The sequence below is a fragment of the Paraburkholderia phytofirmans PsJN genome (assembly GCF_000020125.1).
GTDB lineage: Bacteria > Pseudomonadota > Gammaproteobacteria > Burkholderiales > Burkholderiaceae > Paraburkholderia > Paraburkholderia phytofirmans.
In genome coordinates this window covers 1303689-1328851 of record NC_010681.1, presented here as the reverse complement: position 1 = coordinate 1328851, position 25163 = coordinate 1303689, and the positions used below count along the sequence as shown (strand labels likewise).

The 25163-nt window shown below is 61.6% G+C and carries 21 protein-coding genes; all 21 read right to left on the bottom strand.

The annotated features are described in order from the left end of the window. Positions 1-6: 6 nt before the first annotated feature. The 21 genes from BPHYT_RS05835 to BPHYT_RS05735 all read right to left on the bottom strand — a co-directional run bounded on the left by BPHYT_RS05835 (position 7) and on the right by BPHYT_RS05735 (position 25064). The gene (locus tag BPHYT_RS05835; RefSeq protein ID WP_012432226.1) at positions 7-411 is read right to left on the bottom strand and encodes a hypothetical protein; all 405 of its coding nucleotides are present in this window, start codon (positions 409-411) and stop codon (positions 7-9) included. Next, positions 408-968 carry a lysozyme gene (locus BPHYT_RS05830; RefSeq protein ID WP_148225069.1) on the bottom strand — a complete coding sequence of 187 codons (561 nt, stop codon included), beginning with the start codon at positions 966-968 and terminating at the stop codon, positions 408-410. The genes BPHYT_RS05835 and BPHYT_RS05830 overlap by 4 nt, the downstream gene beginning before the upstream one ends. A 99-nt stretch (positions 969-1067) precedes the next feature. After that, positions 1068-1289 (bottom strand): hypothetical protein, encoded by a 222-nt coding sequence (locus BPHYT_RS05825; protein ID WP_041758318.1) that lies wholly within the window; start codon positions 1287-1289, stop codon positions 1068-1070. Positions 1290-1321: 32 nt separating this feature from the next. After that, positions 1322-3220 (bottom strand): glycosyl hydrolase family 28-related protein, encoded by a 1899-nt coding sequence (locus tag BPHYT_RS05820; protein WP_012432223.1) that lies wholly within the window; start codon positions 3218-3220, stop codon positions 1322-1324. Further along, positions 3217-4095 carry a hypothetical protein gene (locus tag BPHYT_RS05815; RefSeq protein WP_041758800.1) on the bottom strand — a complete coding sequence of 293 codons (879 nt, stop codon included), beginning with the start codon at positions 4093-4095 and terminating at the stop codon, positions 3217-3219. Before BPHYT_RS05815 ends, BPHYT_RS05820 begins: the two co-directional genes overlap by 4 nt. Before the next feature lie 35 nt (positions 4096-4130). Next, on the bottom strand, positions 4131-5609 hold the full coding sequence (locus BPHYT_RS05810) for a hypothetical protein (RefSeq protein WP_012432221.1): 1479 nt from the start codon (positions 5607-5609) through the stop codon (positions 4131-4133). Next, entirely contained in the window at positions 5606-10729 is a 5124-nt protein-coding gene (locus BPHYT_RS05805; protein WP_012432220.1) for a phage tail length tape measure family protein, read from the bottom strand. The genes BPHYT_RS05810 and BPHYT_RS05805 overlap by 4 nt, the downstream gene beginning before the upstream one ends. A gap of 33 nt (positions 10730-10762) precedes the next feature. Then, on the bottom strand, positions 10763-11080 hold the full coding sequence (locus tag BPHYT_RS05800) for a DUF1799 domain-containing protein (RefSeq protein ID WP_012432219.1): 318 nt from the start codon (positions 11078-11080) through the stop codon (positions 10763-10765). A 71-nt stretch (positions 11081-11151) separates the two neighbouring features. Further along, positions 11152-11481 (bottom strand): hypothetical protein, encoded by a 330-nt coding sequence (locus tag BPHYT_RS05795; protein ID WP_012432218.1) that lies wholly within the window; start codon positions 11479-11481, stop codon positions 11152-11154. A 79-nt stretch (positions 11482-11560) separates the two neighbouring features. Beyond that, the gene (locus tag BPHYT_RS05790; protein ID WP_012432217.1) at positions 11561-12490 is read right to left on the bottom strand and encodes a hypothetical protein; all 930 of its coding nucleotides are present in this window, start codon (positions 12488-12490) and stop codon (positions 11561-11563) included. A gap of 62 nt (positions 12491-12552) precedes the next feature. Further along, positions 12553-12984: a hypothetical protein gene (locus BPHYT_RS05785; RefSeq protein ID WP_012432216.1), complete on the bottom strand. Its 432-nt coding sequence runs from the start codon at positions 12982-12984 to the stop codon at positions 12553-12555. Then, positions 12981-13292 carry a hypothetical protein gene (locus BPHYT_RS05780; RefSeq protein ID WP_012432215.1) on the bottom strand — a complete coding sequence of 104 codons (312 nt, stop codon included), beginning with the start codon at positions 13290-13292 and terminating at the stop codon, positions 12981-12983. Before BPHYT_RS05780 ends, BPHYT_RS05785 begins: the two co-directional genes overlap by 4 nt. Then, entirely contained in the window at positions 13289-13618 is a 330-nt protein-coding gene (locus BPHYT_RS05775) for a DUF2190 family protein (protein ID WP_012432214.1), read from the bottom strand. The genes BPHYT_RS05780 and BPHYT_RS05775 overlap by 4 nt, the downstream gene beginning before the upstream one ends. Positions 13619-13699: 81 nt before the next feature. Continuing rightward, positions 13700-15763, bottom strand: coding sequence for a prohead protease/major capsid protein fusion protein (locus BPHYT_RS05770; RefSeq protein WP_012432213.1), 2064 nt, complete (start codon positions 15761-15763; stop codon positions 13700-13702). A gap of 94 nt (positions 15764-15857) precedes the next feature. Then, positions 15858-17327 (bottom strand): phage portal protein, encoded by a 1470-nt coding sequence (locus BPHYT_RS05765; protein WP_012432212.1) that lies wholly within the window; start codon positions 17325-17327, stop codon positions 15858-15860. Position 17328: 1 nt separating this feature from the next. Beyond that, the gene (locus BPHYT_RS05760; protein ID WP_238535631.1) at positions 17329-17571 is read right to left on the bottom strand and encodes a phage head-tail joining protein; all 243 of its coding nucleotides are present in this window, start codon (positions 17569-17571) and stop codon (positions 17329-17331) included. Continuing rightward, positions 17535-19589, bottom strand: a complete 2055-nt coding sequence (locus BPHYT_RS05755; RefSeq protein ID WP_012432210.1) for a phage terminase large subunit family protein — start codon at positions 19587-19589, stop codon at positions 17535-17537. Before BPHYT_RS05755 ends, BPHYT_RS05760 begins: the two co-directional genes overlap by 37 nt. Further along, the gene (locus BPHYT_RS05750) at positions 19537-20184 is read right to left on the bottom strand and encodes a hypothetical protein (protein ID WP_012432209.1); all 648 of its coding nucleotides are present in this window, start codon (positions 20182-20184) and stop codon (positions 19537-19539) included. Before BPHYT_RS05750 ends, BPHYT_RS05755 begins: the two co-directional genes overlap by 53 nt. A 193-nt stretch (positions 20185-20377) precedes the next feature. Then, the gene (locus BPHYT_RS05745) at positions 20378-21133 is read right to left on the bottom strand and encodes a hypothetical protein (RefSeq protein WP_012432208.1); all 756 of its coding nucleotides are present in this window, start codon (positions 21131-21133) and stop codon (positions 20378-20380) included. A gap of 219 nt (positions 21134-21352) precedes the next feature. Continuing rightward, a complete protein-coding gene (locus BPHYT_RS05740; RefSeq protein WP_012432207.1) occupies positions 21353-22135 on the bottom strand; it encodes a hypothetical protein in 783 nt (260 codons plus the stop codon). Positions 22136-22373: 238 nt separating this feature from the next. After that, on the bottom strand, positions 22374-25064 hold the full coding sequence (locus BPHYT_RS05735; RefSeq protein WP_012432206.1) for a VapE domain-containing protein: 2691 nt from the start codon (positions 25062-25064) through the stop codon (positions 22374-22376). Between the last annotated feature and the right edge of the window lie 99 nt (positions 25065-25163).

The window sequence follows — 25163 nt, the reverse complement described above, 5'->3', positions numbered from 1 at the left end:
ATAGAATCAATCGGCGCACGTTATCCCCCGTTTTGCCTGCGTTTCGCGATAACCGAGCACCAGCCCGAACAGCGCCATGCCCACATAAAAAAAGACCTGCGCCGCGTTGACGAAGTACGCACTTGCCGCGAACAGGGGCGTGACATAACAGGCCGCCGCTACCGCGTACAACCAGTGCCGGCGGGCCTGAGCCCAGTAGAATATGTATCGTTCCGGCAACCAGTCATTGATCGCGACGTCGGCGGCCACGACAAGGGCAAGCACAGCAGTCCCCGCCGTCACTGCGTAACCCCAGAAGCCATCGCGCGTGAGCATCACCGACGTCGCCGGGCACGGCGCGGTAAATGCGGACACAGCGATGTAGACCGCGAGGTACGCATAGATGAATCTCGCAAGGGCATCGTTTTTCATGCGGCGGCCCTCGCGTGATTTGCGCCGAGCTGGAACAGCACGCGCTCTGCTTCGCGCCGCTTGACTAGCCCCACCAGCACCTTGCCGCCCGCCTGATTCCAGCGTGCGAATTCGGCGATTGCGCCGTCCGTGTCGCTGGCGTTGAGCTTGCGCAAAAGCGTCGAGGTGTCGAAATTGCCGCTGCCGATGTTGAATACGAGGTCGACGAGTGCGTCGTATTCCTCCTGGTTCAAAGCAACCTTGACGTCGCGTTTGACCACGGCTTCGGCACCGCGCACGTCCGCGCGCAACCAGTCGACGGCCATGTCGCGCGTGATCGTCATGCCGGGCCTGACGTCCGGGCCGGTATGGCCCCAGCCGCCTGTCCACGGCGCACCGTTCAGCGAGCCGAGGTCAGGCGGAATCGCACCGCCAGCGAGCACCCGCTGCCATAGGCCCCGCGCCTGCAGGGCTTTGGCGAGTGGCGACGCTGGATCCGGATACGCGAACAGCACAAGCGTCTCTGCGTTCTCCGTGAGCGACATGCCCTGGTTGGAATATTTAAGGTTCTCGTTCAAGCGCTACCCCCAATGCAAAAGGCCGCGCCGATACGGGATCGGAACGGCCATAAAAAAACCACCCGAAGGTGGTTGAAAAAAATTTACTTTGTCGTCTGACTATCTGGCGAAACAGACAAGCCCGATCAATCCGCCCGTCAGCGTTGCAACGGCATCCCAGGCGGATACGTCCCCGCCGGTGAAATGATCTATCAGTTCCTTGAGAATTCCGCCCACCACCACGCAGGCAATACCGACCTGCCAGGTGACGAAGTGTCCGATCGCAAAAATCAGCATCCCCAAAATGACGTGCAGACACTTGTCCTGCGGAATGGCTTTCATGATTACCGCTTCGATTGATCGCATGACTGCCCCTATCCCATGTACCAGACACCGTTGTATTGCGTGAAGGTGTACATCGTCTTATCCGCAAGCGCCACGGCCGCATTGGTGGGCGTATTAATGCCCGAGCCATTGGCGATCGTGACCTGTGCATCACCGAGCACGCGGATCGTGTCCCCTTCCGCGCCCCCCGTAAAATTGGTCACCGTCGTCGCCGTGGCATAGCCTGCAAATACCACGAGGCTCGTACCTGTCACGTCCACAATCGTCGTGCCATCGGCTGGACGGATGGCCTGAGGCGGATTGACCACACCTGAGCCGAGAAATCCTTGGGTTAGAAACAGTCCCGAGGCGTTGTAGAAGCCGCCGCAGTCAATGTAGCTGTTGCGGACGTTGGCGTTCGAATTACTGACGTAGTCCTCATAGCCATACTTTTGCGGGATCGTCGCGTCGTGACCATCCGATCTACAGGAAGAGAATTTGCAGCCGCTCGATGTCGCGCTGGCATAGAAGCCAGAGTAAAGGCCAGAACCTGCCAAGCTATTGTTATAGGCCGTACAAACCGAGCCGATCACATTACCGTCAATCCAGAATCCCACGCCACCGTTACTATCACCGCGACACAACGCCATACGATGGCCAGCTCCGGACTGAGGACCGATGTAAATCCCACGATCCGCTTGCTCCCCAACCGCATTGCTCAAGAAACTATTAGCCCCATAGACAGCAATCGCCGCTCGAAAAAGATTTGCGTCGGTCACGGAGGCGGCCGACTGCCCGGCCATCTCGACTCTGTTAATAAAGTCGTCCGTGCCGTGCGTTTCCAGAACCCCAACGACACTGGTGCGAGCCGCACCGAGGAGACAGTTGGTGGCCAGCAGATCTTCGAAGACCACGCCCCAGCCGTTCCTGTGAAGAAATGCCTGATCGGCGAAACCATTGGCGGAGCAGCACTTTATCGCTCCCCACCTGGTTCCCTGGAAGCGCACGCCTCCGCCGGCATAGGCTGCACCCAATCCCTGAAAGTTGATGCCCTTTACGCTCAGCACGCCCCGCTTCAGGGTGGCCGGCGTGTCGACCACGAAACCAGGCGCCGCCTGCGACAGGGTGACGCCGGCAATCGGACCATCTACCTGAGCCAGATAACCGAAGTGCTCCGCACCGCTGACCAGATGCACGCCGTCCTTGAGCACGACGTTGCAAAAATAATTGCCGTTCGGAAAACGGATCACCCCGCCACCGGCTGCGGCCAGTACATCAATCGCCGCTTGAATCGCTGCCGTGTCGTCGGCGCTGCCGTTACCTTTGGCGCCAAAGCGCTTCGGGTTGGCATAACCGTCATTAAGGTCGTCTGCCACCGTTCGCGCAACGGAGCCGGCCAATGCACCTTTGAAGCCGACCAATGATGCACCGCCCGGTGCGGCAATCAGGCGATCGTCGGCAGCATGGGCAACCATCGATACGCCCTTCTCCGGGTCAGCCAGGTCCCGATCGTCCACAGCGTGCGCGACCATCCTGACGCCCTTGTCAGGGCTGGCCAAATCCGCATCCTGGGTGTACGGACTCATGTCGACCCATGCCATGGACGCCCCGTCCTCGGCCACACCCAGCATGCGACCCGCGTTGCCGGTCAGCAGCGGAATATTGACAGTCGCCGCATCAGCATGCGCCGCTGCAGCTGCCGCCTCAGCGGCCTGACGGTCTTGCGCCACGATCACCGCGTCATGAGCCGTAGCCTGCGCATGATCACTGGCCTGGCTTGCTGACGCCAACGCAGAAGCCCGTGCATCGATCGCCGACCGGGCCGTATCAACCGTTTCCTGCAGCATCGGCAACAGGTACTCTGTATGACCGCCGTCAAGCATGTCACGATCGGTACTGCCGTCGTCGGAATACTGGTGTCCGGTCAGGGGGAAAGTTACTTTGCTCATCGAATTTCCTCGAGCTCGAAGGCGTTGGTATGGTTGTTGAGGAACGAAAGCTGTAGCGGATTGATCTGTCGCATTCGGGCAAGAAAGGAGTGCCGCAGCAGATTGATCGCGTCGTCGCTGTCCCACACAAACAGCAGTTCCTGGTCGATGCCTGCCGCCCGCTGCGTTTCGAACACCCGGCCGTACGCTTCGTCGTCGGAGAGCCAGTCGAGTGAGAACTTCTGCACGCGCCGGCCGTTGCGCGGCTCGAAATACGGCGTCCCGTCCACTGCCCTGTCCATCGTGGTATCGAACTCCCAGCCGAGCTGCGGGTTGTAGCTCGCGTTATTCGTCGGCGACCACGCCTGCGACACGAATACACGGCCGAATTCGAGATATCCGTCCGGATTGCCTTCGTCAGAGAATTCGAACCGGACGTAGCGGCCGAAGACAGGTGTCCTGATCACGCATAGAATCAGCGCGGGATAGCTCTTGCGCTGGTCCTCCGGCAGCCGCCCGTCCCACCAGTTCGGATCTTCCCAGTCGAGCATCGACGGGCTGTAGAGTCGTGGCCATGCCTGCCGCCACACAGAGCCATAAAGCGGCGAGCTGAGCGTCGAGTCAAACACAGACGTGTTGAAATCCGGATCGCGCGACACGCGGATCCGATAGCGTCCGTTGAGCGTCAGGTTGTGGCGGACCATCGCGAACATCGACACCTTGCGCGAGACCTTGAGATCCACGTCGAATTGCGTATCAGCCATTGCCGCTGTCGTGCTGCGCGCCACACGTGACAGACGCGGGTCCTGCAGGTTCGTGAGCGGCACCTGCCATGCGCCCCCCGAAAGCACCCCGCCGTCCGTCTGGTTCGGAAACCCCAGCATGAGTTTTGCCATGCGCTTGTCCCTTGCTTGTGCCTTGTTACCGTTCATCAGCCCCACAGCACGAGCGCCGCGCGCCCATGTGTGAAACCGGTATTGATGCCGATCACGCGAAAGAGCCGACCGCTCAGCCCGAAGCGCGGCGTGTCGAGCGCCACGACGTCCCCCAGGTCCACTTCACCAAGCTCAGTCACGGGCACGTCGACATCGAGCGTGAGACGCCGCACGCCGTACAAAGCAAGACGCCGCTGCGATTCCGCAACGGCGTCCGGTTCATTCGCGAGCCCTGTATCGAAGCTCAGTTCGTCAGCGTGTGGCCACGGCACCTTGATTGCCGGGTCTTCGCTCGTCGACGTTCGGTATTCCTGCGCGAGCCACGCAACCGTCCGCGCGGATGCCGCAGCGACATCGGTCTGCGTGGTGTAGTTGTGCGCATAATTCACAGCGACGCTCCACGCCGGCACGCCTGCAGCGCGGACGGTCAGCGCCATCTGCGTTTCCTGGCCCCATGTGACGACGGGCGCGCCCACTGGTGCGTCGAGCCGCCCCATACGCAGACGGCTTAAACGGTCGAATCCGTACCACGCGCCGATCGAGCCCGCGATCGTGTCCATTAGCGATTGCGGCGTCGCATCCGCATCAGCCCACGTACCGGTCACCGCGCTGTTCAATGCATCAAGCGCGGCGACATCCGTCATCACAATGTCCGCGTCGGGCACACCCGCGTCACGCGCAATGGCGACGAGCAGATCTGCAGCACTGGTGCGCGCGCCCTGCGCGTCGCAGGTGACCGTGCCAGCGGACGCACTGCCGAGCCGGAATAAGCCAGCAGTGCAACGGAATTGCCCTGGCGCTGGCGCCGTTGCCTGCATGTCGTCCGTGCTCGCATAGTCTGCGCCACGCGTGAGCGCAACGCCGTTGTCATACACAGCCGTCACGGCGCACGCTGCGTCGCTGACCTGATAGATCAGCTTCGACGTGTTCACACACTTTGGGGAGACGTTCAGCACCAAGCCATAGACACGCGGCTTGAACTGATCCTTCAGATCGTCCTTCGTGCCCTCGATCCCGGCTGGCAGCACGTTATTGCCAAGGTACTTGGGACGATTGGCGATCGTCAGATCCGCGAGCCTGTCCTCGATCACGACCGACAGCCCGGCGTCCTCTACCGAAACGTCCGAGAGCGTGCCCGTCATCACCACTGCCCACTGCGCGTACGGCACATCCAGTTCGCCCATCCGGACGACAAAACGCCGTCCAGAGAAAGCGTAGTCGGTAGCCAGATCATCAAGATGACCATCCTGATTAACCAGCAGCACATTGCCGACGGTCACTCTGGTCGCACCGAACGTTGCCGCCCCATCGAACAGCAACCGGTCGAGCGTGGGCGCCGTCTTGATAACAGGCTCGAAATAGACGTTCGGCGGCACATCGTCGGGCCGCGTCATGAAGCCGGCCTCCGAGAAATACCACGTATGCACCTGACCGGTCGGCAGGTGATACGCATCCGCCTCCATTGCGATGATCATTGCTGGCCTGGCCTCCTTTGCTGTTGCAGCACCGCCGTCTGCTGATCCATCTTTTCCGATCCGTCACGCGCAATCGCGTCGGCCTGCTGGAGCTGCGCGGCAAGTAACTTTGCGATCGCCTCCGCCTGCTTCGCGTTCTGCTCCCGCAATGCCTTCAACTCCTGCAGCAGCGGATCGTTGGCGCTCGACCGGTATCGCGTGAAATCGACCGTTTGCATTGTGGGCAATCGCGCATCGAGCGACCGTGCTTCATTGGCGGTGAGTACCCGTTCCCCCGCATGCAGTTCAGCGATATAGCCGTCGAACGGCACACGGTACAGACCCGACGCATGCGAGCCGTTGACCGACGTCCATGCCTGCAGACTTGCGATCGCTTCGGCCACGGTTTGCACCGACGTGTTCACATCGACGATGCCCTTCACCATCTCCTTCAACTGATCGAGCTGGGCGTCGGCCGACGAGCTGGCGTAGTCCATCGACTGCATGACTTCCGCAAGGTCGGATTGATACTGGCCCGAACTCGCGTTGTACGCCTTCGACGCATTGAGGAAATCCTGCGCTGCCGAGGTGAGGCCGGCTTGTGCGGTGGCGTCCCCGCCGATCGCCTTGCCGTACAGATCCTCGAAGCGCTGGCGGGTCTCTGCGTATTGCTGCTCCGGTGACGCGGTCGAAAGGTCGCCCGTTGTGAGTGACTGGCGAAACTGGTCGACCTGATCCCTGAACGATTGCAACGCCTGCGACTGGGTGCTGTACGCGGAGGCCACCGCGGACTCGTATGAACTGACGACATTGTCGAACGCGGGCGCCAGCGCAAGCAGCGAGACATAGGCCTGCTGTCCCGCCGCCGTCGACAGGTCGAGAGACTCGACAAGATTCCGGAACTGATCCCGCGTGTGAATACCGCTATAGCCGAGCGCGGCCAGCTGATCCGTCACGGACTTCGACGCGTCATTGGCCTGCTGGGCTGCCGACGTGAAATGCTGATAGAAGTACGTCGCGCTCGTGTTAAACGAGTCCACACCACCAGCCAGACTCAGCACCGCCGTTTGCGCATCGACCGAGGCGTTCTTGAGATTGGTGAAGTCGTCGCCCATTTTCTGGATGGAGTCGAACAGCGACTTCAACGAATTAAGCTCGCTCAGCAACGAGGTGATGTCATCGGCCGACAGCTTCGACGCGTCGACGCCCTGCAGTACAGCGGCATATGGCGTGTCCAGATTCGCCTTCTGCAGGGAGTCGATAACGGAGCGCTGCAACTGCAGGCTGAAGTCGTTCAGCACTGTCGTCGAATCCTTGACGCCATTCAGATCCTGACGGTTGACGTCGGTGTTCAGATCACCGAAACCGGCCGCCACGAACGAATTGCCTTTCTTCGGGCTGATTTCGTACGTCGCGGAATACTGCCCCAACCCGTCGATCGATCCGCCCAGTTGCGAGGCCAGTGACTTTATCGAGTCATACGTGTTTTTGATCGAGGCCTGAACATCCGTTGCTGCCGGGTCTCCTCCGGACGGGCCGCGCACCTTGGTGATGTTGTCGTTGCTGTCGATCGTATAGTCGGCGCCATAGCGGGTTTCCCCGCCACCGATGAAAGAGCCGACCAGCGAGCCCAATACCATCCCGACAACGGCGCCGATCGGCCCGGCCAGTGAGCCCAGTGACGCACCGATTGCAGTGCCCGCCACGGCCGACGACGCACCGATTGCCAGACCGCCCATCGCGCCAAGGGATCCACCAAGGTTCGAATACCCCTTGTTCCCGAACAGAGCGCCACCAGCGAGGCCGCCGAGCAGGCCGGCGCCGCCGTACATCAGCCCTCCGGACGATCCAAGCGTGCTACCAAGGCCGCTACCCGCCTCGCCTGCCGTGAATCCATAGGCATTGGAGCCGAGCGCAGACGCATAGCCGCCGGCGCTTGCTGCCACGTCTCCACCGATCCCCCCACCCAGCCCGCCCAGCAGGACACCGCCGCCCGACAATGCACCCGTGCTTGCGCCTGCGATCGCCGACGCACCGAGCGCGGTAGATGCACCACCGTATCCCTGAATCCACCCCATCACGGTGTTATAGCCGTTGGACAGGTTGTTGTACGTGCCGTACGGATTCGACAGCAGGTTGTTCAGCGTACCGTTTCCGCCGCCCATTCCGTTGTTCTGCAGGATCGAGTTCTGCACTCCACTGCCGCCGGCAATGCCGGCAATCTGCGCAATCACGCTGACGACGAAAGGTTTTGCAAACGACTTGTACAGCTCATCGACAACCGTCGTCTCAAAGGTGTTCTTCAGAGACTTCGTGAAGCTCGACCAGCCGTTTTTGCCGTCCGTGAGCATCTGCAGGAAGCCGTTGTGAAAGTCGGTCCCGATGCCATCAATCGTGCTCTGCCAGCTCTTAACCAGGTCGTCCTGCTGTTTCTTTGCCTGCGCAAGATCGTCCAGCGTTGCCTGGTCGCTGGCGACGCCATGCAACGCGTTCGAAAGTGACTTTGCTTTCGCGATCGCTTCGTCCCACGACTTCGTATCAGCAAGATTGCCCTGCAGCAGCGCAATTGCGCGTCCCTGCTCGAGCGCGGCGACCGTGTCGTCAGCACGCGATGCCTTCAGGTCATCAATCGCGGCCTTCGTCATGCCGAAGGTGTCGATCTGGTCCCGCAGCGACTGCTGCTGCTGGTTCGCCGAGTCGATCTGCTTCTGCATTGCGTCGAGCTGGGACTTGCCGTATTTGTCCCACACCTCGTCTTCCTGCGCGGCCGACTGCGCGACCTTCTGGAAGAAGTCCTCGACGGCCTTGCCGCCGTCAGCAAGAGCCTTGCGTTCCTGATTGGCGAGCTGCGCACGCTGTACGGCACTCAGGTTCCGGTTGTTCATGCCCTGCACGATCAGGGCGGCTTCCTTAGTCGCGGCGTCGATATGATCGGTCGCGGCCTGGGCAAGCAGATTGCGATCCAGCGTGTAATAGTCGGTGATCGACAGCGCACCGCCCTTGTACTGCGAGTCGAGCACCTTGCGCGCACCGTCCACCGCCGACAGTTCCTGTGCAAGCGCATCTTTCACGGCCTGCACTTCGCCAGTGAGCTCGGCGCGATCGACGAGCCCCGTGCCGCCTTTGCGGCCGGTCTTATCCTTGTCCTTGTCGTTGATCTTCTGTTCGTCGGCAAGCTGCTGCTCCGGGCTCAGATTCAGCGCAGCCGTCTTGTCCAGATACTCATTGACCGCCTTGACGCGCTTTTCGGCCGGCGTTGCAAACTGCTCGTTCCACGTTGCATACCACCGCTTCGCGTCGATCAGCTGCTGCTGTTGCTCACTTTGCGACGCCTTGTCGCGGGCGGTCTTCACGGCTGCATCGCGCGCCGCAATCGCCTTCTGCAGATCGGCTTCGTCGTCGGCATCCCACGTGCCGAGCGGATTCCGCGCCTGTTTGTTGGCCAGCATGCGTGCAACGACCTCAGCCGGCCCGGCGGTCGCGCCGAACGAACCGACGGCCTCGATCGCGCCGTTGATCATGCTTTTGATATCCCGCCAGCCGGCGAGAATGATGCCCTCGTTCCTCGCGATCTCGCCCGTGCGCTCGTCCATCGCCTTCGAGAACGCCTCGACGGCAATCTGTGCAGCGCCGGTCGCATCACCCTGCTTTTCGAGCGCCGCGATCTGGTCGTACGTCGACGCGGTCAGATAGTGATACTGGTCGTTCAGCGCAACTGACGCTTTCACCGGGTCTTCCGCGAGCCTGGTGAAGTCGTCCACCATCTGCTTGACCGAAATCGACGTGTACGTCGCCGCATCGGCCGTCGTCCGCCCGAGGTCGGCGATTTCCTGCCCGGTGAGCCGTCCGGTTGCCGCCAGCGCCGTCACGGCCTCCGCAGCCGTGTCGAAGGTCGCTCCACCCGCCGTCGCGGCCTGTGCCATGCCGCGCAGTTCCTCCGTCGTGACGCCCGCATAATCACCGGTCAGGACGAGCGCCTCGTTCATCGCGGCGTTCTGTTCGGACACCTTGTACATCGCTGCACCGGCCAGCAGGATCGGCGCCGCGATCGCGGCGACCGCGAGCCCTGCGCCGGAGGTTGCGACCTCCATCAGGTCCATCCGCTCGGCGAGCACCATCAGCGATCCGCCGAAGTTGCTCCAGCTACCGGTCGCAGCTTCATGAGCCAGCACGATCACTTCCCTGCGCGCGCCCGCTGTCTTCAGACCGAAGCCTTCGACGGCGGCGCCGGCTGCCTGCGCACCGGTCGCGACCGACGTCAGCGCCTGACGACTGGTCGCAATGTCCGCCATTGCCCGCCTGAAATCCGCCGAGGCCAGTGCGCCCGAGCGGAACGACGCCTCGAGCTGCGCCTCCTGCTGGGCAAGTTGGCGAAGACCAATGCTCGCCTGATCCGCCTTGATGCCGTTCAGCGCACGCTCGTAATCCGCCGCAGAAACTGCGCCCGATTTGAAAGCATCTTCGAGCAGCGCCTGATCGGCCTCAAGTCTTCGTGTGGCCGCGCCGAGCGGATCGTACTTCGCAGTCAGCGCCGCGAGCGACTTCGATCGCGCATCCTCATCCTTGCCGATGGCAGCAAGCGCGGCATCGTATTCCTGCATCGACAGCTTGCCCGTCGCCATCGCGCGATCGAGACGCGCATATTGGTCGCCGATGGTCGCGAAGCTCGAACCACCTTGTGCAAGCGTCGACCTCAACGCCTGCATTTCGTCATTCATCGCGACGGTCGCGCGCTGCGCGTCGATCATGGACTGCGTTTGCGCTGTAACGTTGGCGCGCACCTGGTCTGCCGATGCGCCCATCGTGTTAGCGCTGCTCGCGGCACTCTGCGACGCGGCAGACAACTGGACCATCGCCTGCTGCGCCTCGAGCGAGCGCGCAACCATGTCCCTGATGCGCGCAGCGGCCTGCGCCTCGGCATCAGCCAGCAGCGTCGTGCTGCTGGCGAGTCCTGCGCCGGATGCACTCGCCGCCTGCATCGCAGCGGCCAGATCCTTCGCGCCAAACGAACCCGCCGACAGTGCCGCGCCAATCTGCGCGGCGGTCGTGACCGTCCGGTTCTGGCTTTCGGTCAGCTCGGCCAGATACTGCGTCGAATCGAGCGTCAGGGTGACATTAATAGCTCCGGCCGAAGCTCCCATAGTGCATTTCCCCAGAAGCGCCCGCCGGCGCAATTACGTTCGTGACGCGCGGGCCGAAAGAACATCGAGCGCCGCGCGTTCCATCACGCGCACTGCGTCGAACAGTTCGCGATGTCGCTTTCTCTTGAAGCCAAACATGCGAAACACCGACTCGACTGCGGAGTAGTCGAGCCCTTCATAGAAGACGCCGCCACCGCTCAACGATGAGACGACCGATTTCTTCCACTGCGTGCCGAGCGAGGTGAAGACCTCTACCGCGTCCCAGTTTTCCGGCAGGACTTCGAAGTCATCCTCACCGGGACGCGACCGTGCCACCTCGACCACGTCAGCAGGTGCGCCGAATGCCGCCATCGCATCAGCGACGTCGGCGTCGACGGCAAAGTCGTTTCGCCGCGCTCCCGCCCAATAGCGGGCGGCGTCCGTCAGTTTTTTTCCGGCAGCGCCACGTTGGCCCGCACATACTCCTGCGATAGTTGCCGCACACGATGTGGATCGGCAATCAACGCATCGAAATTCTCCGGGGAATATTCGATCGGGCCGTCGCTGCCCAGCACTTCACCGCTCGGCCATCCGACGATGACTTTCCTGAGCAGGTCGGCCTGGGACTCCTTGATCAACTCCTGAAACTCCGGTTCATCGACGCGACGGACAATCAGCGTTATCGCGGACTCGACGACCTCGCCGTTTTCAGCGATTTCGCGCAGCTTGAATTTCCACTTGAAGGTATTGCTGCGGGCGAGAACGATCGGCATGAAACTCTCCTTGAAATAAAAATGGGCCGCCATAAGGCGACCCGCGTCACTGCGATGTGAATCGAAAAAGTTACTTTGCTCAGGTGAGTGCGATCGAGATTTCGTCGTTACCGAGCAGCGTGTTGAATGTGAGCGTCGCCGAGAGACTGGCGATGCCGTTGTTGTCCGTATAGGACGGCGACGTCAGTTGCACAGCGGGCGCCGCGATGGTCACGATGTTGCCTGCCGTCCTGCCATGCTGCAGCGACAGGGGAAGGTTCTGTGCGCCGGCGATCGAACTCCAGTAATCCTTGTCGCTCACTCGCGCGAGCTCGAACACGACGTTGCCGGTCGGCTTGCGATCGGTAATCAACGCGCCGGCCGCACCCGGCAGGCTGCGATAGGTGACCGTGTTGGCCAGATCGGCCGTGAAGGCATTGAGAACGGCGGAATAGCCGGCCAACGTGAAAGCGGGCGTATTCTCGTTGTTGACCACCAGCGGATCCCTGAACTTCGAGAAGTCCGGCGTCGGCAGCGCCTGATCGATCACCGGCACATAGTCGCCGGTGAATTTGAACTTGAACTTCGGCACCGCGTTCGACGTGAGGTCGAGCGACACCGTGCCGAATGCATTCGTGAGCTTGTGCAGCAGACCGTCGAGGTAGTAGTAAATCGTCGCCGGCAAGGGATCGTCGCTGACCGGGTGATAGGTGACGCTGGTGTCGGCAACCACGGTCGATGCAAACGAGCAGGCAAGCAACAGAGGCTCCCATGCAGGTGCCTCGCCAGCCGTGCCGCCGCCTGCGATTTCGACGCTGAACGACAATTCGGCGTGCTTTTCCGACACAAGCTGCTGGTCGTTGCCGAGATAGCCCTTCACGTTGTTACGCTGCGCGTATTGCGCAGCAATCGGCGTCGAGCTGACGTCGCTGACGAGCATTGCATCGTCGGCGCCGGTCGGAACACCGGGAATGCCGATCGCCGCCTGCAGCACGGCGAGAACCACTGTCTTTCGGGTACGCTTGGTCATGAGCCTGATTCCTGTGTGAATGTGGAATGTGAGAAGGCGACACGCTGTCCGGCTCGCCCGACCTATCCAGTCAGGCTGTTCGACCGCGTTCGATACGTGTAGAGGTAATGGACTGTCCGAAGACAGGACTCGCCGTCGACGTTGGCGAAGATAGGCGGGTCCGTCTGCCCCTCGTCGCTGCCGATCAGCGCCGGTGCATCGAAATCCATGATGATCGGATGGGCCAGCTCGAGCACGCTGTCGGCCGCCTGATCCGGCGTCGTGTCGCGCGTGATGACCGTACAGAGGATTTCGGTCTGTCGTGTCGCAAATCCGACAGCAGACCGGTCAGGCGGTGCATCGGCACCCAGATGCAGGATCAGCGCGAGCGTGTGCTGCGCATCGAGAGCGTCGACGATGGAACGACCGACCTGCACGTTGAGCTGCTGCATGCCGGGGTCGGCCGCCATCAGATCGAGTAACGCGCCGACGTACTGCTCGCGAAGTGTCGTCATAGGCGTTTGAGAGGTGCAAAGCTGAACATGCCTGCCTCATCCTTCGAGCGCCCAGCTCGCGTCACCTCGTAACGACGGCCCGCGATCTCGATCACCGCCAGTTTGGGCAGGGACGGAACGTCTGTCGTGCGGTATTCGATCCCGTAGTCGACTGCCTGGGCCATGTTCTCCAGAATGTCGGAGCCCGGCTGCAGGAAATCAGCCCAGAACGGCTGCGACACGTCAGCGCCGCTGATGACCATTACCTCGGTCAGCATGCCGGCATCGACGGCCGCATCGAACACCGCGCCCAGATCGAAGTCGCTCACAGCCAGAGCCGCACATTGGCCGTCGAGTCGGCCGCCGCCTTCGGCGCAGCGAAGTGGCCGATCGGATCGTTGTTTTGTGCGGTGATCGTCACGACATTGTTAGTCGAGTCCCAGTACGCCTTATCGCCCACCACCGCCGTGCCGTTCGTCGCGCTGGGCAACGCATAGACACCACCGGTGTTGTATTCGCCCTCGGCGTTGGCAGCGTATGTACCGGAAGCGACTGCCGGCAGCTTGCCATTGCCCAGCAGCACGAGCTGGCCCGAAGTGACCGCGGCGGCCAGCGTCGCGGTGATCGTGCGGCCCTTCTGGATAAAGTTGTTCATGGATCAGTTCCCTCTGAAGTGAACGGGTGCAAAGTGGAAGAATGCAGACTGTGCCGGCGTCATGCCGGCACACACGACGCCTTACTGGCCCGGATTCTTGAATAGACCGCGCCAGTCGATTGCCTTCGCCGCGAAGTCGAGCCGTGCCTTGACCTTCAGGCCGTCGACGTCGAAGTCGAGATCCTGCTCGGTATAGAGCCCCTGCTCACCTTCGAGGTAGCAGTACTCGATCGTGTCGATTGCTGCCGGGTCCGCCGCGAGATACCAGGAGGTTGTGCTGATGGCATCGAGGCGCGGCTCGACGACCGGCGTGAGCGTGCTGTAGAACGGGTTCTGCTGGTTCGCCTGATTCGGCACATACTGGTTGCTGGTCATCTGGCCAGCCGTGGTCTCCAGCGCGGCCGGCACCAGCAGGAATTTGGGCGCACCGTTCAGCGGCGTGCCGTCACCCGGCGATTTCTGCGTGCGCATCGCGGTACGCCCTGCCGAAAGCGTATCGATCGAGATTGCGCCGCCAGCGCCGAGGTTGCCGTGCTGCGCGTGGAACAGGGACTTGCCGTCCGACATCGCGGCGTTGCCCGTCAGGGCGCCATACACCACGTCCGATTCCAGGTTTGCAGCGGAGCGGCCGAAGTACGTCGGGACGCGCTGCAGCGCCGAGAGATCGTCATTGATGATCATCTGGCGCGTGAAGTTGATGATTTTTCCGTACGAGCCGAGCTGGATCACTTCGCCACCGTCGACCAGCTTGCCGTACTTGTACTCGCCGGATTCGTTGACCTTTTCCAGCTTCAGCGCACCGTCGACCATCACGCGCGTCGCCGGGCGGAAATCGGTCAGCGTGCCCTGACGCGCCCAGCTCGTGAACGAACGCGGCGCAGCGCTGTAGGCATCGCGCAACGTGCGGTTGATCACGTTGCCGAACACGATCGGCAGGTCGGAGGTCGTGTTGTAGCCGGCACGGGTCAGACCGAGCGCCATACCCGCCAGCTGGCGCAGTTCCATGCCGCGCGTATCGACGCCGACCGCCTCGAGCCCTTCACGGCACATCTCGCGCAGCGTCATGCCGCGATACTGGCGGGCTGCGTCATTGAGTTCCTGACGCGGATTCACGCGATGCATGACCGCATCCGTCATCGCGGCACGGCGAACATCGGTTTCGTCGGTCACGGTCACGATGTTCGACGCGCCCCGCTGCGGATTCGCGTTCGAGCGCTCGGCCTGCAGACGCAGGATTTCCGCGCGTGCAGCGTCGACCGTCACCCCGCGTTCGATGAAACCGTTCAGCAGTTCGTCCTGATTGTCGAGCACGCTCGCGCGAACCGCCGTACGCAGATCCATCATACGCTGGCGTTCCGCCGCTGCACCTTCGTTGCGGGCGGCTTCGCTTTGGGCCGCAGCTGCAGCGTTTCGTGCCGCCTCCGAGGTATCCGGACCGGACGGATTGGCAGGGGTTTGAGGTTCGTTTTCACCGGGCATCACAGCTCCTTGGTTATGTTGCGAGGCGCGCGCCCCGACTGAAGAAGCCCCTGCGCTTCGCTCGACGAATTCGCAGGGGAAAAAGCGTTGGTCAGGCGAGCCGCCTGCATTGCGCACCGTGGCGTTCGGATCGGCCGGGATCGACACCAGCGAGATCTCGTACGGCTCCCAGTCGGTCGCGCGATAAATCCACTGATCGTTGCCTTCCTGGCCGGGCGCGATCATGTCGTACCGGTACGTCCGGTAGCCGAAAGAAATGTTGCGGAGAATGCCGTCCTGCACGTCCTGAAAATACGGCTGCACGGCATCACGCGATGAGAAGCGCAGCTGCGCCTGGCCGGTACTGCTCGCGCTATCGAGCGACGCGCTGGATACGACGCCGAGCACCGAATCGAGGCCGCCCCAGCGATCGTGATCGTTCAGGACCGGCGCATTACCGGACTGCAGACGATCCATCCGGACAGCCCCCGGATCCGTGCTCAGCTCTTCCATATAGGTGCGATCGCGCATCCAGTCGTAACGCTGCACCTGTGCGCCGGCTGTCCACGTGACATCCACCGTGCGGTTTTGCGCATCGACAGTTCCAACCGGCTGCAGGCGCGTTTGAAGCGGCATCGCCGACGGTGCACCGGCACCGCCGCGACGACCATTAACGGGTTCGGGCATGGTTCACTCCAATGGGAAACGCCCGCATGAGAGCGGGCGTTTCAGAGTTTTCAAAGTTGCTTTGCGACGACTACTGGGGCAACTAATGCGGCAACTACTGTGGCACCGCCGAGAGGATCTGCTCCAGCCGGTCGAGAACGTCGTGCGCCGATTTCGCGTCGAGCGAGCGGCCCGAAATGGGCACCTCGATTGCCAGCGGATCCGCATTGATTTCGGCATCGACTTCGTCCGGGTCTTCGCCGAGATCGCGAATGCTCTGATGCCGGCTCTTCAGACGGGCGTCGATCAGCGCGATGATGCCGTTCGCTTCGCGCAACGGATCGATAAATTCGATGCGCTGCGGCGACCAGGACACGTCGGCCAACGGCTGTTTCGTCCTGCCAGCAAGATAGGCCGTGGAGACGAAGCGGCTGGCAACCGCTTCACAAAACATCGGAATGAAGATGAGCCACAGGTCCTGCTCGAGGAATCGCTTGAACTCCATTTTCCCCATGCGACCGCTGGTGAAATTGACCTGCGAATAGTCGCCGGTCAGCTGTTCATACGTCGTGTCCGTGCCAGCCGCGATCGCACGCAGGTCGACGCGTACATTGCCCTCATAGTCATTGCTGGTGGCGGGCGCGGAAAAATCCACGGTTTCGCCCGGCCGCAGATACTCGACCATGCCGGGCGATAGCGACTCCACACGACGAGAGTCTCCTGGCGCAGATGCCGTGGTGCGCCCCACCTGAAAGCCTTCGTCGCTAGACGTGACGAAGGCCGCGAAACAGGCCTCGATCTTTTTGCGCACGAGCTCGGCGTCCTGATACTCGTCGAGGTCACGGGCTTTCCAGATCGCAGACGCAAGCCAGGGGAATCCGCGCACCGCGTTGGGCCGGTCGATTGCATCGAACAGGTGGATGATCTCCGAAGCCGGCACAAAGCGGCTCAGCATGTTGCGCGGCACCTGCGCCACTTCGCCGGGATGCTGATCGAACAGCCAGTAGCCTGTGCGCTGGCCGATCATGTTGAACTGCACGCCGGCCACAATGAACCCGCCGTCGACCGCACCGACCTTCAGCGTATCGAGAAAATCGATCTCCAGGATCTGCAACTGGAGCGGCACCTCCATGCCGTCCTGCGGCAGGCGCGTGCGAAACCTGAGCAGCACTTCGCCCGACTCCTTCAGGGCCTTGTATGCCTGCGCCTGCAGGCCGTAGAAATCCAGTAGTCCGCCGGCATCGCAGACCTTCACCCAGCGTTTCCAGAGCTTCTGCAGGGCCTTGTCGGTGAACTTGGCCTGCACGCCCGTGCCGATCGCATTGGCCACCAGGATCTTGAGCGCGCGACGAATGTGCGGATTGTTGCGCACCAGATCACGCGCGCGGTTGCGCAGGACGCCGAGCGCGGGCAGTACCTCTGCTGTCGAGCTGGCGCCCGAGGCACGCCACCCCGCCGAGCGCGGCCCGCGCTTCGCGCCGTCGAAACCGCGCGCGGCGTGGATCGACACCCGCGCACGCATGCGTCGCGCGGCGATCCCCGGCGCCACGTATTCAATGGCCCTGTCGATAAAGTTTGTCTTCATGTCAGAACCGTTGATAAATGGCAATGCTGGATCGCGGTACGCCGGGCGCCTGCTGCTTTAACAGCTCGGTTTTGATCACATCGCGCGCCTTTAACAGGTCGCCCATGGACCGATAGGTGATGCGCTTGCCGTTGTATTCGACTGACAGCGTGCCTGTCGCAATGGCTTTCTCGATCGCGTCGAGGTTCTGCTGGGTAAATGCCATATCTATCGCCTCAGCCAGTTGTCCCGGCGTGGAATCCATGAGTTCTGCGTCGCACCCGCGTCAGTCGTTGGCGCCGCCGGTTCGCTCGCCGTGTCGACCGGCGCCACCGCGAGCTCCGTGTCCAGCGCAACCTCAAGCACAGCAATGTCTGCGTCAGCCTGCTCCGGCGCCGGCACGTCATGAGCCGGAACAGACGCGAACAGATCCTGCACACGCGGCTCGATCACCGCTTCGAGCGCTGCCCAGTCGGCATCCTGATAGGCGTTCAGGCGCAAGCGCGGGTGATACGCGCATGCGAAGTTGTAGACCTTCAGGTCGAGCGCTTCATTGCGCTTGCGCAGCTTGTCCCAGCGGTCTTTCGATGGGTTGTACGCCTCTGCCGTGAGTTGCTCAAAGTACTCGTCGTCGAGATCGACCGAGAAGTGCATGCGCCGCTCGACAACCTCGCGCTCCTCGTCGCCGAGCAGCGCACCGAAGATGCGGCTCTTCGCGGTGTCGGTGCCGACCGGCCAGAGCTTGACGCCGTTCGGATAGGTCTTGCCCTTGATCGTCACATCCTGATCGGTCGGGCGACCGATGATCGGCTTGTGTTTCTCCTTCGCACCCTTGATGGCGAACACACCACGATGGCGCCGCAGCCGGCAATAGTCATACACGTCCTGCGTGCGGCTACCGCCTGAGTCGACGGCGCACAGTTCGATGCGCATCGATACGCCGAACTGGTTGACGATCGGTGTGTCGAGATACCGGTCGAGCTGGTTCCATACGTCGGGCAACGCCGGGTCACCCCGAAATACGACGTGGTCGATCGTCCAGTTACGCAGTCCACGCCCCCAGCCGGAGATCTCGACTTCGAGGCGGTCGTTCTGCGTGTCGACCGCACAGGTCAGCAGCAGACAGCCAGGAGGGATCGTGCGCAATTTGTACGACTCGGCGCGACGCTTGATCGTCTCCCACTTCATCTCCGCGCTCTTGTCTTCCCAACACTCGGCGAGTGCGTTGTTGACGAACGCAATCATTTTCTCGGTGTCGGTCTGAGCCGCTTCCCAGTCGTCCATCAGATCCGACCACGGGCGCCATCCGAGCGGCGCGTACAACGCACTGAGGTGGAAGCTGGCCGTCTTGCCGTCACCGGGAGTCGTCGGCATCCAGTAGGCGCCTTCATAGCCCCGCGTTTTCCAGACGCTTTCAGGGTTGCCCGCGCCGCAACCGGTCTGACAGTAATACAGGACGACACCCGGATCGTCGGGCGAGCGGCGCATACCCTTGCGCCAGTCGAAGAACTGCGGCGATCCGCAGTCCGGACACCGGACGAAATAGCGCCGCTGGTCGCCGGCCTCGTAGAGCTTCTCGATCTGCGACCGACGTTTGATGGTCGGCGTGCTGTTCGCGAAAATCTTCGCGCGGCGACCAAAGTTACTTGTGCGGTTTCTCGCGAGTTCAATCGGGTTGCCCTGCCCGTCGACATTGAGCACGTACTCGTCGATTTCCTCGAGCAGTACGTAGCGCACGGTCGTCGATTTCAGACGCCCTGCTCTCGTCGCACTGACGAGGTTCATCAGGCCACCAGGGAATTTCTTGCGCAGCTTGGTGTTCTCGCTGCCCTTCTTCATTGCGTCGCGCACGCGGCGACGCAGATCCGGCGTCGACGAACGCATCGGCTCGAAGCGGTCCATCTCCCACTTCTCGGCGTCGTCGTACGTTGCAAACACCGCGAGAATGTTCCCGGCCGCCGTCGTGATGCAGCGGCCAATGAAGTTTTCGCCCAGCGCCGAGCCGCCGAGCTGGTGGCCCTTCATCAGGCCAACCGTGATCACGCGGCTGTTATCGAACGGCCGGTCATCGTCGTGCGCATAGCGCGTTACGGTGCTCGCCTGACCCGAGAGCGCATCCATGATGCCGACGAGGTACGGCGTGCGCTCATTTCTCCATTTACCGGGTTCAGGGCTGCTCTCCGGCAGGACGCGATGCTTCTCCGACCACTCGGCAATGCCGATCCGTCTGTCAGGCCGTATCGCCTCCGTGATCGTCTTCAGAAATGCTTCGGTCGCTCCCATCGGCGTCATCCGTATCGTTTTCGCTCAGGAGCGCCGTCGCGTCCACCGACGCGAGCGCGCGAACGAGCTCCGCATCGAGCATCGACTCGACCCTGACTGGATCAGTCTCTGCAGCAAGCGCGTCTTTGAGACGAACAGGAATGTTCATCACGTTATCGCGCACCGTGCGAAACGCGGTGAAGGCGAGGCGCTGCGCGTCGGCAAGCGGCAGCGTCGTACCGCGTTCACGCTCGAGGTCCATGCGCTCGCGCTCGAGCCGCGTCTGTTCTCTCGCCGCCCGCGCAGCGCGATAGGCAACCATCGAAGGGTCTTCCTTGCTTGCGGCAGCAGGAACGTCGTCGTCTTCCTCATCGTCGTCAGGATTAGCCGGAGGGGACGGCATTGAAAACGCGGCATTCGCGAGCGATGGGCGGGATTGGTCGGTGATCGAGCGCCGCGACTCGTCCGTATTGCGACGCCATGCCGCAACGGCCGCATCGGCATCGATCTTGCCGTCTGCATCGACAGCAATGCGCCCGGACTGGATCGCCTTCTGCACCGCGCGCAGCGTGACGCCAATGTGCCGGGCAAACGCCCTTTGCCCAAGCTTGGCCATGCGGCCTCCGGAAACGGAAAAGGGGCAGTCGGTGACTACCCGACTACCCCCAGAATGACTACCTGACTACCAGAGTGACTACCCTGAAAAGTTGCTTTGACGACGCGTGTGATGGGGCTCGAATTACCCGCATACCCGCCCTTTTAGAAAGGACCCACGACCCCACGGCCGACTCGTGACACGGGCACGCCCCTCACCATCGCGCGGTGGCCAGTGCCATCATCAACGCCTGCCGCATTGCGGGTTCGAGCGTCGCATCGACAGTCTGCTCCGCTACATCATAGAACGGGTAACGCACTTCGTAATGTGGCGTCGCACTGAATGCGAACACTGGACGAATCGCGCTGCCATGCCCGAACGCGTACCGCGCCCAGATGCCAAGAGCGAACCGACCGCCAGCGGGCTTGCCAACGAAATAGCGCACGCCCTTTACCGGATCACGCGATTTGCGCTTTTTCGAGCGGCCCGTTTCGTTCTGTGCACTATCGCGCGACGCACGGATCTGTGAGGCCACCGACGAGTAGACGCCACGCGGCACATTGCCGAATGCGTCACGCACGTTTGCGTTCGTCGGCATCGCATAATCGCCGTTAGGCAACACGCCCGACAGCGCGAGCATCTGCTCGAATCGGGTATAGCCGCGCGAACCTCCAAACACCTGAGGCTGCAGATACGTCGCGGCCGGCGTGCCCTTGTATGCGAACTGCCGGAAACCGATCTGCGCACTTGGTTGCGCCGACGTTGCGCGGCGCATGATCGACACCGAGTTCAGCGTCCACGTCGTCGGTCGATCGAACACGTCGCGCATCTCGCGTTGCTGCGCAAGGACAATGTTCTGCGCAACGATGTTGAGCGCACTGCGCGCGGCGTACACGAACTGTTTGCCCGCTTTCGCTTCAAGCGCTTGCAACAGCGGCAACGCTTTAACCTGCGCGGTCACATGATCCATACGAAGCCCAATGCAAAAAGCCCCGACGCTTTCGCGATCAGGGCTTGACGATTCTGTGTTTCGTGAAGGCGCACGCCTCCACATGACCTAACGGGCTCCAGTTTTTATTTTTATGTCGCCGAGAGGGTTGCACCACGAGTTGGCGGGCGCTCCATGTATCCAGTGACTCGGTAAAGGATGGCCGAAATATATTCGATCGAATCTTGATTTGCAAGAATTTCATACTCGCATCTGCCTGCGGACTGTGTCTGCCGCACTGCCATCCACCTTATCGAGCATCGAGAAGACCATGTGAAAGTATCGTTCCCATTGCGCGCGATAGAGTTCGATCGACACGCCGAGCGCCAAGGCACGTTCGGCGTCGTCGACCGCCAACCGTGCGGTGCCGCCGCAATGCGGACAGATCTGGCGGCCATCACGACTGGGCTTTTGCTCTTTATGAATCGATCCGCGTCCGTTGCACGTGTCGCACCGTTGATATTCGCGAAAGACCATCGGCGCACGACCATTGTGGGCAAATGGAATGCGCTCTTCACTGACGACGACAGAGCGCTCGCCATGGCATGTTGGACATTCCGACTCAATGACTTTCGCAGACGGAGGTTTGCCAGAACGGCCAAACACCCCGCGACCTTCACAATGCGGACAGCGGTCAGCCACCCACTCCACGATTGCGCGTTGAGCGAACCGCTCAACGATATCCGCATGAGAACGCTCGAACTCATGTCCCGACCGGCGAGCGCGGTTCTCTTTCCGATCGAGGCCGGTGAATTTTCCGCGTGCGAACTTTCCCGACCAGCGGACGCGGTTCGCAAGTAATAGCGTTGCACGCCGCAACCCTTTCCGCTTCACGTCCTGACCGTACTTCATTCGCCACAACAGGCTTCCAAGTTCGGCCGCGAACGCAAGTGCACCCAAAGTTACTTTTGGATCGCCCGTCGGTTCGCCCAATTGACTGCGAACATTCATCGCCACGCCGGCTTGCTCTTTAAGGTCGATCATCGTCTGCTCCCTCATTGTCCCAATGTCCTAATGTCCCAAAGGAAAGGTTTGTGGGTGCGTGCGCGCCCGCGACATGCGCACCCTCACGTCGCGCATGTCGCGGGTGTGCGCACACCCGCAAGGTGGCCGCTTGGGACGTTGGGACACGAGACGATCTGAAACCCCAAAAGGCAGCGCGCCAAAGCTGGCGCGAGCGCGCGCCGAGGATAGGCAGTCAGCGCGCCGGAAAAGATGCAGATCAAAGCGGCGCATCATCGTCGGCACCTTCGGTTATGAGTTCTGTGGCCGGCTGCGGAACTTCCTCTTCCTTCACATAAAACCATTCGCGACGGCCGGTCGATTCCCGCTTGCGCACCCAGCCGAGTGACTTCAATGCCTTGCCGACCCGCCGCTGCTCGGGCGGCGTCCACTTGGACGTGTCGAGCTTCAGGATGTCAGCCAGAATCTCTTCCATCGTGACGCGCCCCCGAAGCTCAAGATCACGCGCGATGCGATCCTCGTACACGTCACCTTCATAGCGCTCAGCCTGTTCGCTTTCGAACAGCGGCTTCTCCGCTTCCGTTACGTGCCAGATGACGCCTTGCCGGTAGAGATGCACCGCCTCGGCCCACAGCTGGTCGCGGTCCCGGCGAAGATCGTCAATCAGAATCGGTCCGCCGACACGCAGCGGCCAGTAACGGCGATTGCCCGATTCATCCTTGAGGTACGTGTCGAAGTTGACCGAACCGGCGAACACACCCTGCCGGTGCACGTCCGTTGCACGCTTGCCATAGAAGTTGCGGAACCGGTCCGTTTCGGTCGCGAAGAAGCTTTTGGCGGCCGACGAATCGCTTTTGTTGAGCGAGTCAAGCTCCGCCAGCTCGATGATCCACTTGCCCGCCATGACAGCGTACGTATCCTTGTCGCCAATGCGGATCGGCGAGTTCGTGTACCACGGTTTGCCCGCGATCACTTCCAGCGCGGTCGACTTGAACCAGCCCTGCCTGCCTTCGAGAATCAGTACGTTATCGGCCTTGCAGCCCGGACGCATCACGCGTGCGACTGCTGCAATGAGCCACTTCATACCAGCAAGCTGGACGTATTCGCTGTCCGCCACTTTCATATAGCGCGTCGGCCAGCTGCGCACGCGTTCGATACCATCCCAGACAACGCCCTCGAGGTATTCGCGTACATCGTGAAAGTGCGTCGCATCGGCGACCAGCAGCACTGCGTTCATCACGATGTCCTGTCGCACGGAGATGCCGTATTTCTGCGACAACCAGAGCACGCAGCGAATGTCATCCATGTCGGACCACTCCCCGGTTTCGCCCTGAGCGAACGGTGGCCGCTTTCGCTTCATGACGCGACCGGCGAAATCATCCTGCGCAATGACGCCCTGCCATGCCTTGTGATTCGACAAAATGAGATGCACATTGCCGAGTGTGGGCAGCAAATTGCCTTTTTCGGATCGCGCGAGGTCGCGCTCCCACGTGTGCGCGCCGTTTTCAACATCGTGATTTGGCGCATCGTCTGTCGCAGCGCCAGCGGACGTCGCGGGCTCCACTCCCGCGATGCTCAGTACAGTACGCGTTCCATTCGGATGCTCGTCCGAAACGATGCCTTCGACCGCCATGCGTTCGATGAGCCGGGCCGCACGATTGAAGCCAATACTCAATGCACGTTGCACAAGCGAAACGGATGCACGAGCTGCGTCCCGCACGACCGCGACTGCGCGGTCATACAGAGGGTCGGCAGCAAGATATTGGTCCTGCATCAGAGCCGTGAGAGGAACATCTTCTGCTGCTGGCGCCAACGCGGCGAGTAGCGCCGACTGGATCTGCCGGCGCACGCTTTCGAGCCCTTCGGTGCAATGCAGATCATTGAAGTCTGTCAGCTTGCGATCACCGCGATCGGCAAAGCGCGGAAACACCACGCTTGCCTGCCCGATGTCCGCGACCGCTTCGTACGCATACTTCAGTCCCGCATTCTCGAAGCGTCTGCGACGCTCCGGCATGACGTCATTCCAGATCGTCAGCTCAATGAACTCGACGCCGCCGTTGATCTGTTTGTGCTCGGCGCGCAGCATGTACCAGGTGTTCCTCGTCTCGACGCGGACTGCGTCGCCACCGGGCACCAGCTCTCCGCTGTAGCCAAAGTCTTCCAGAAGGCAGTCGCGCAGGCGCTGCTCAATCTTCCAGTCGTCGTCGGCGCACACCAGCACATGGAGATCGGGATGGCGTTCGCGCAGACGACGCGCAGTCGAAAGAATGCCGCCAGCGTCAAAGCAGATCACCAGCGGAATTGCATCATTGGTAGCCATCCGGATCGATCGGGCCGTAGCGTAGCCCTCCGCGATCATCGCGACCTTGTCATCGTCGCCTATATCACCGAGCAGGTAAGCCGCGCCTTTCTTCTCCATTCCTTTGTTAAAGCGCTTCGCGCCATCCGGCGTGATTTTCTGCAGGCCGACAAGTCGGATGGTGTCGGTGTACTGGAACATCGGAACAAGCAATGTGCCGTCGGCGTCGAAGCGCACACCTTCAGGCGTGATCTGCTTCCTGTCGAGGTAGGCGGACACGCCGTCGTCGTTTGCCTTGTGCCACTGATCGCGCGCGCGATTCGCGGCGAGCTTTGCTGCTTGCGCTTTCTTCTCGGCTTCCGCCCGTTCTGCCGCTTGCTGACGCTGGCGTGTCGCGTTGACGTCTTCCTGCGTAAGTGCCTCGCCATGCCACTGGAAAGGTTGCGCACCATTGTCATTGCCCGACCAGCGTCCGAATGCGCCCGTGTAGCCGAGAACCTCGCCGGAACGTTCGATCTGGTGCAGCGAATACCAATACTTTTTTCCGGCTCCATATCGATGCGGCTTGCCGTCAGCGATCGGATGGCCGTCAGGCAGCGTGGGATGACCGTCCGCCGCGAGCTGCAGAACAATCTGCTCTAACGTTGACATTCGTTGATTCTCCTTTGACGTTCACGTTGATGGGAAAACGCACGCCACACCGCACGACCGGCGACGTACGTCTGTGGGCCGGACGACAGGCGCCCGAAC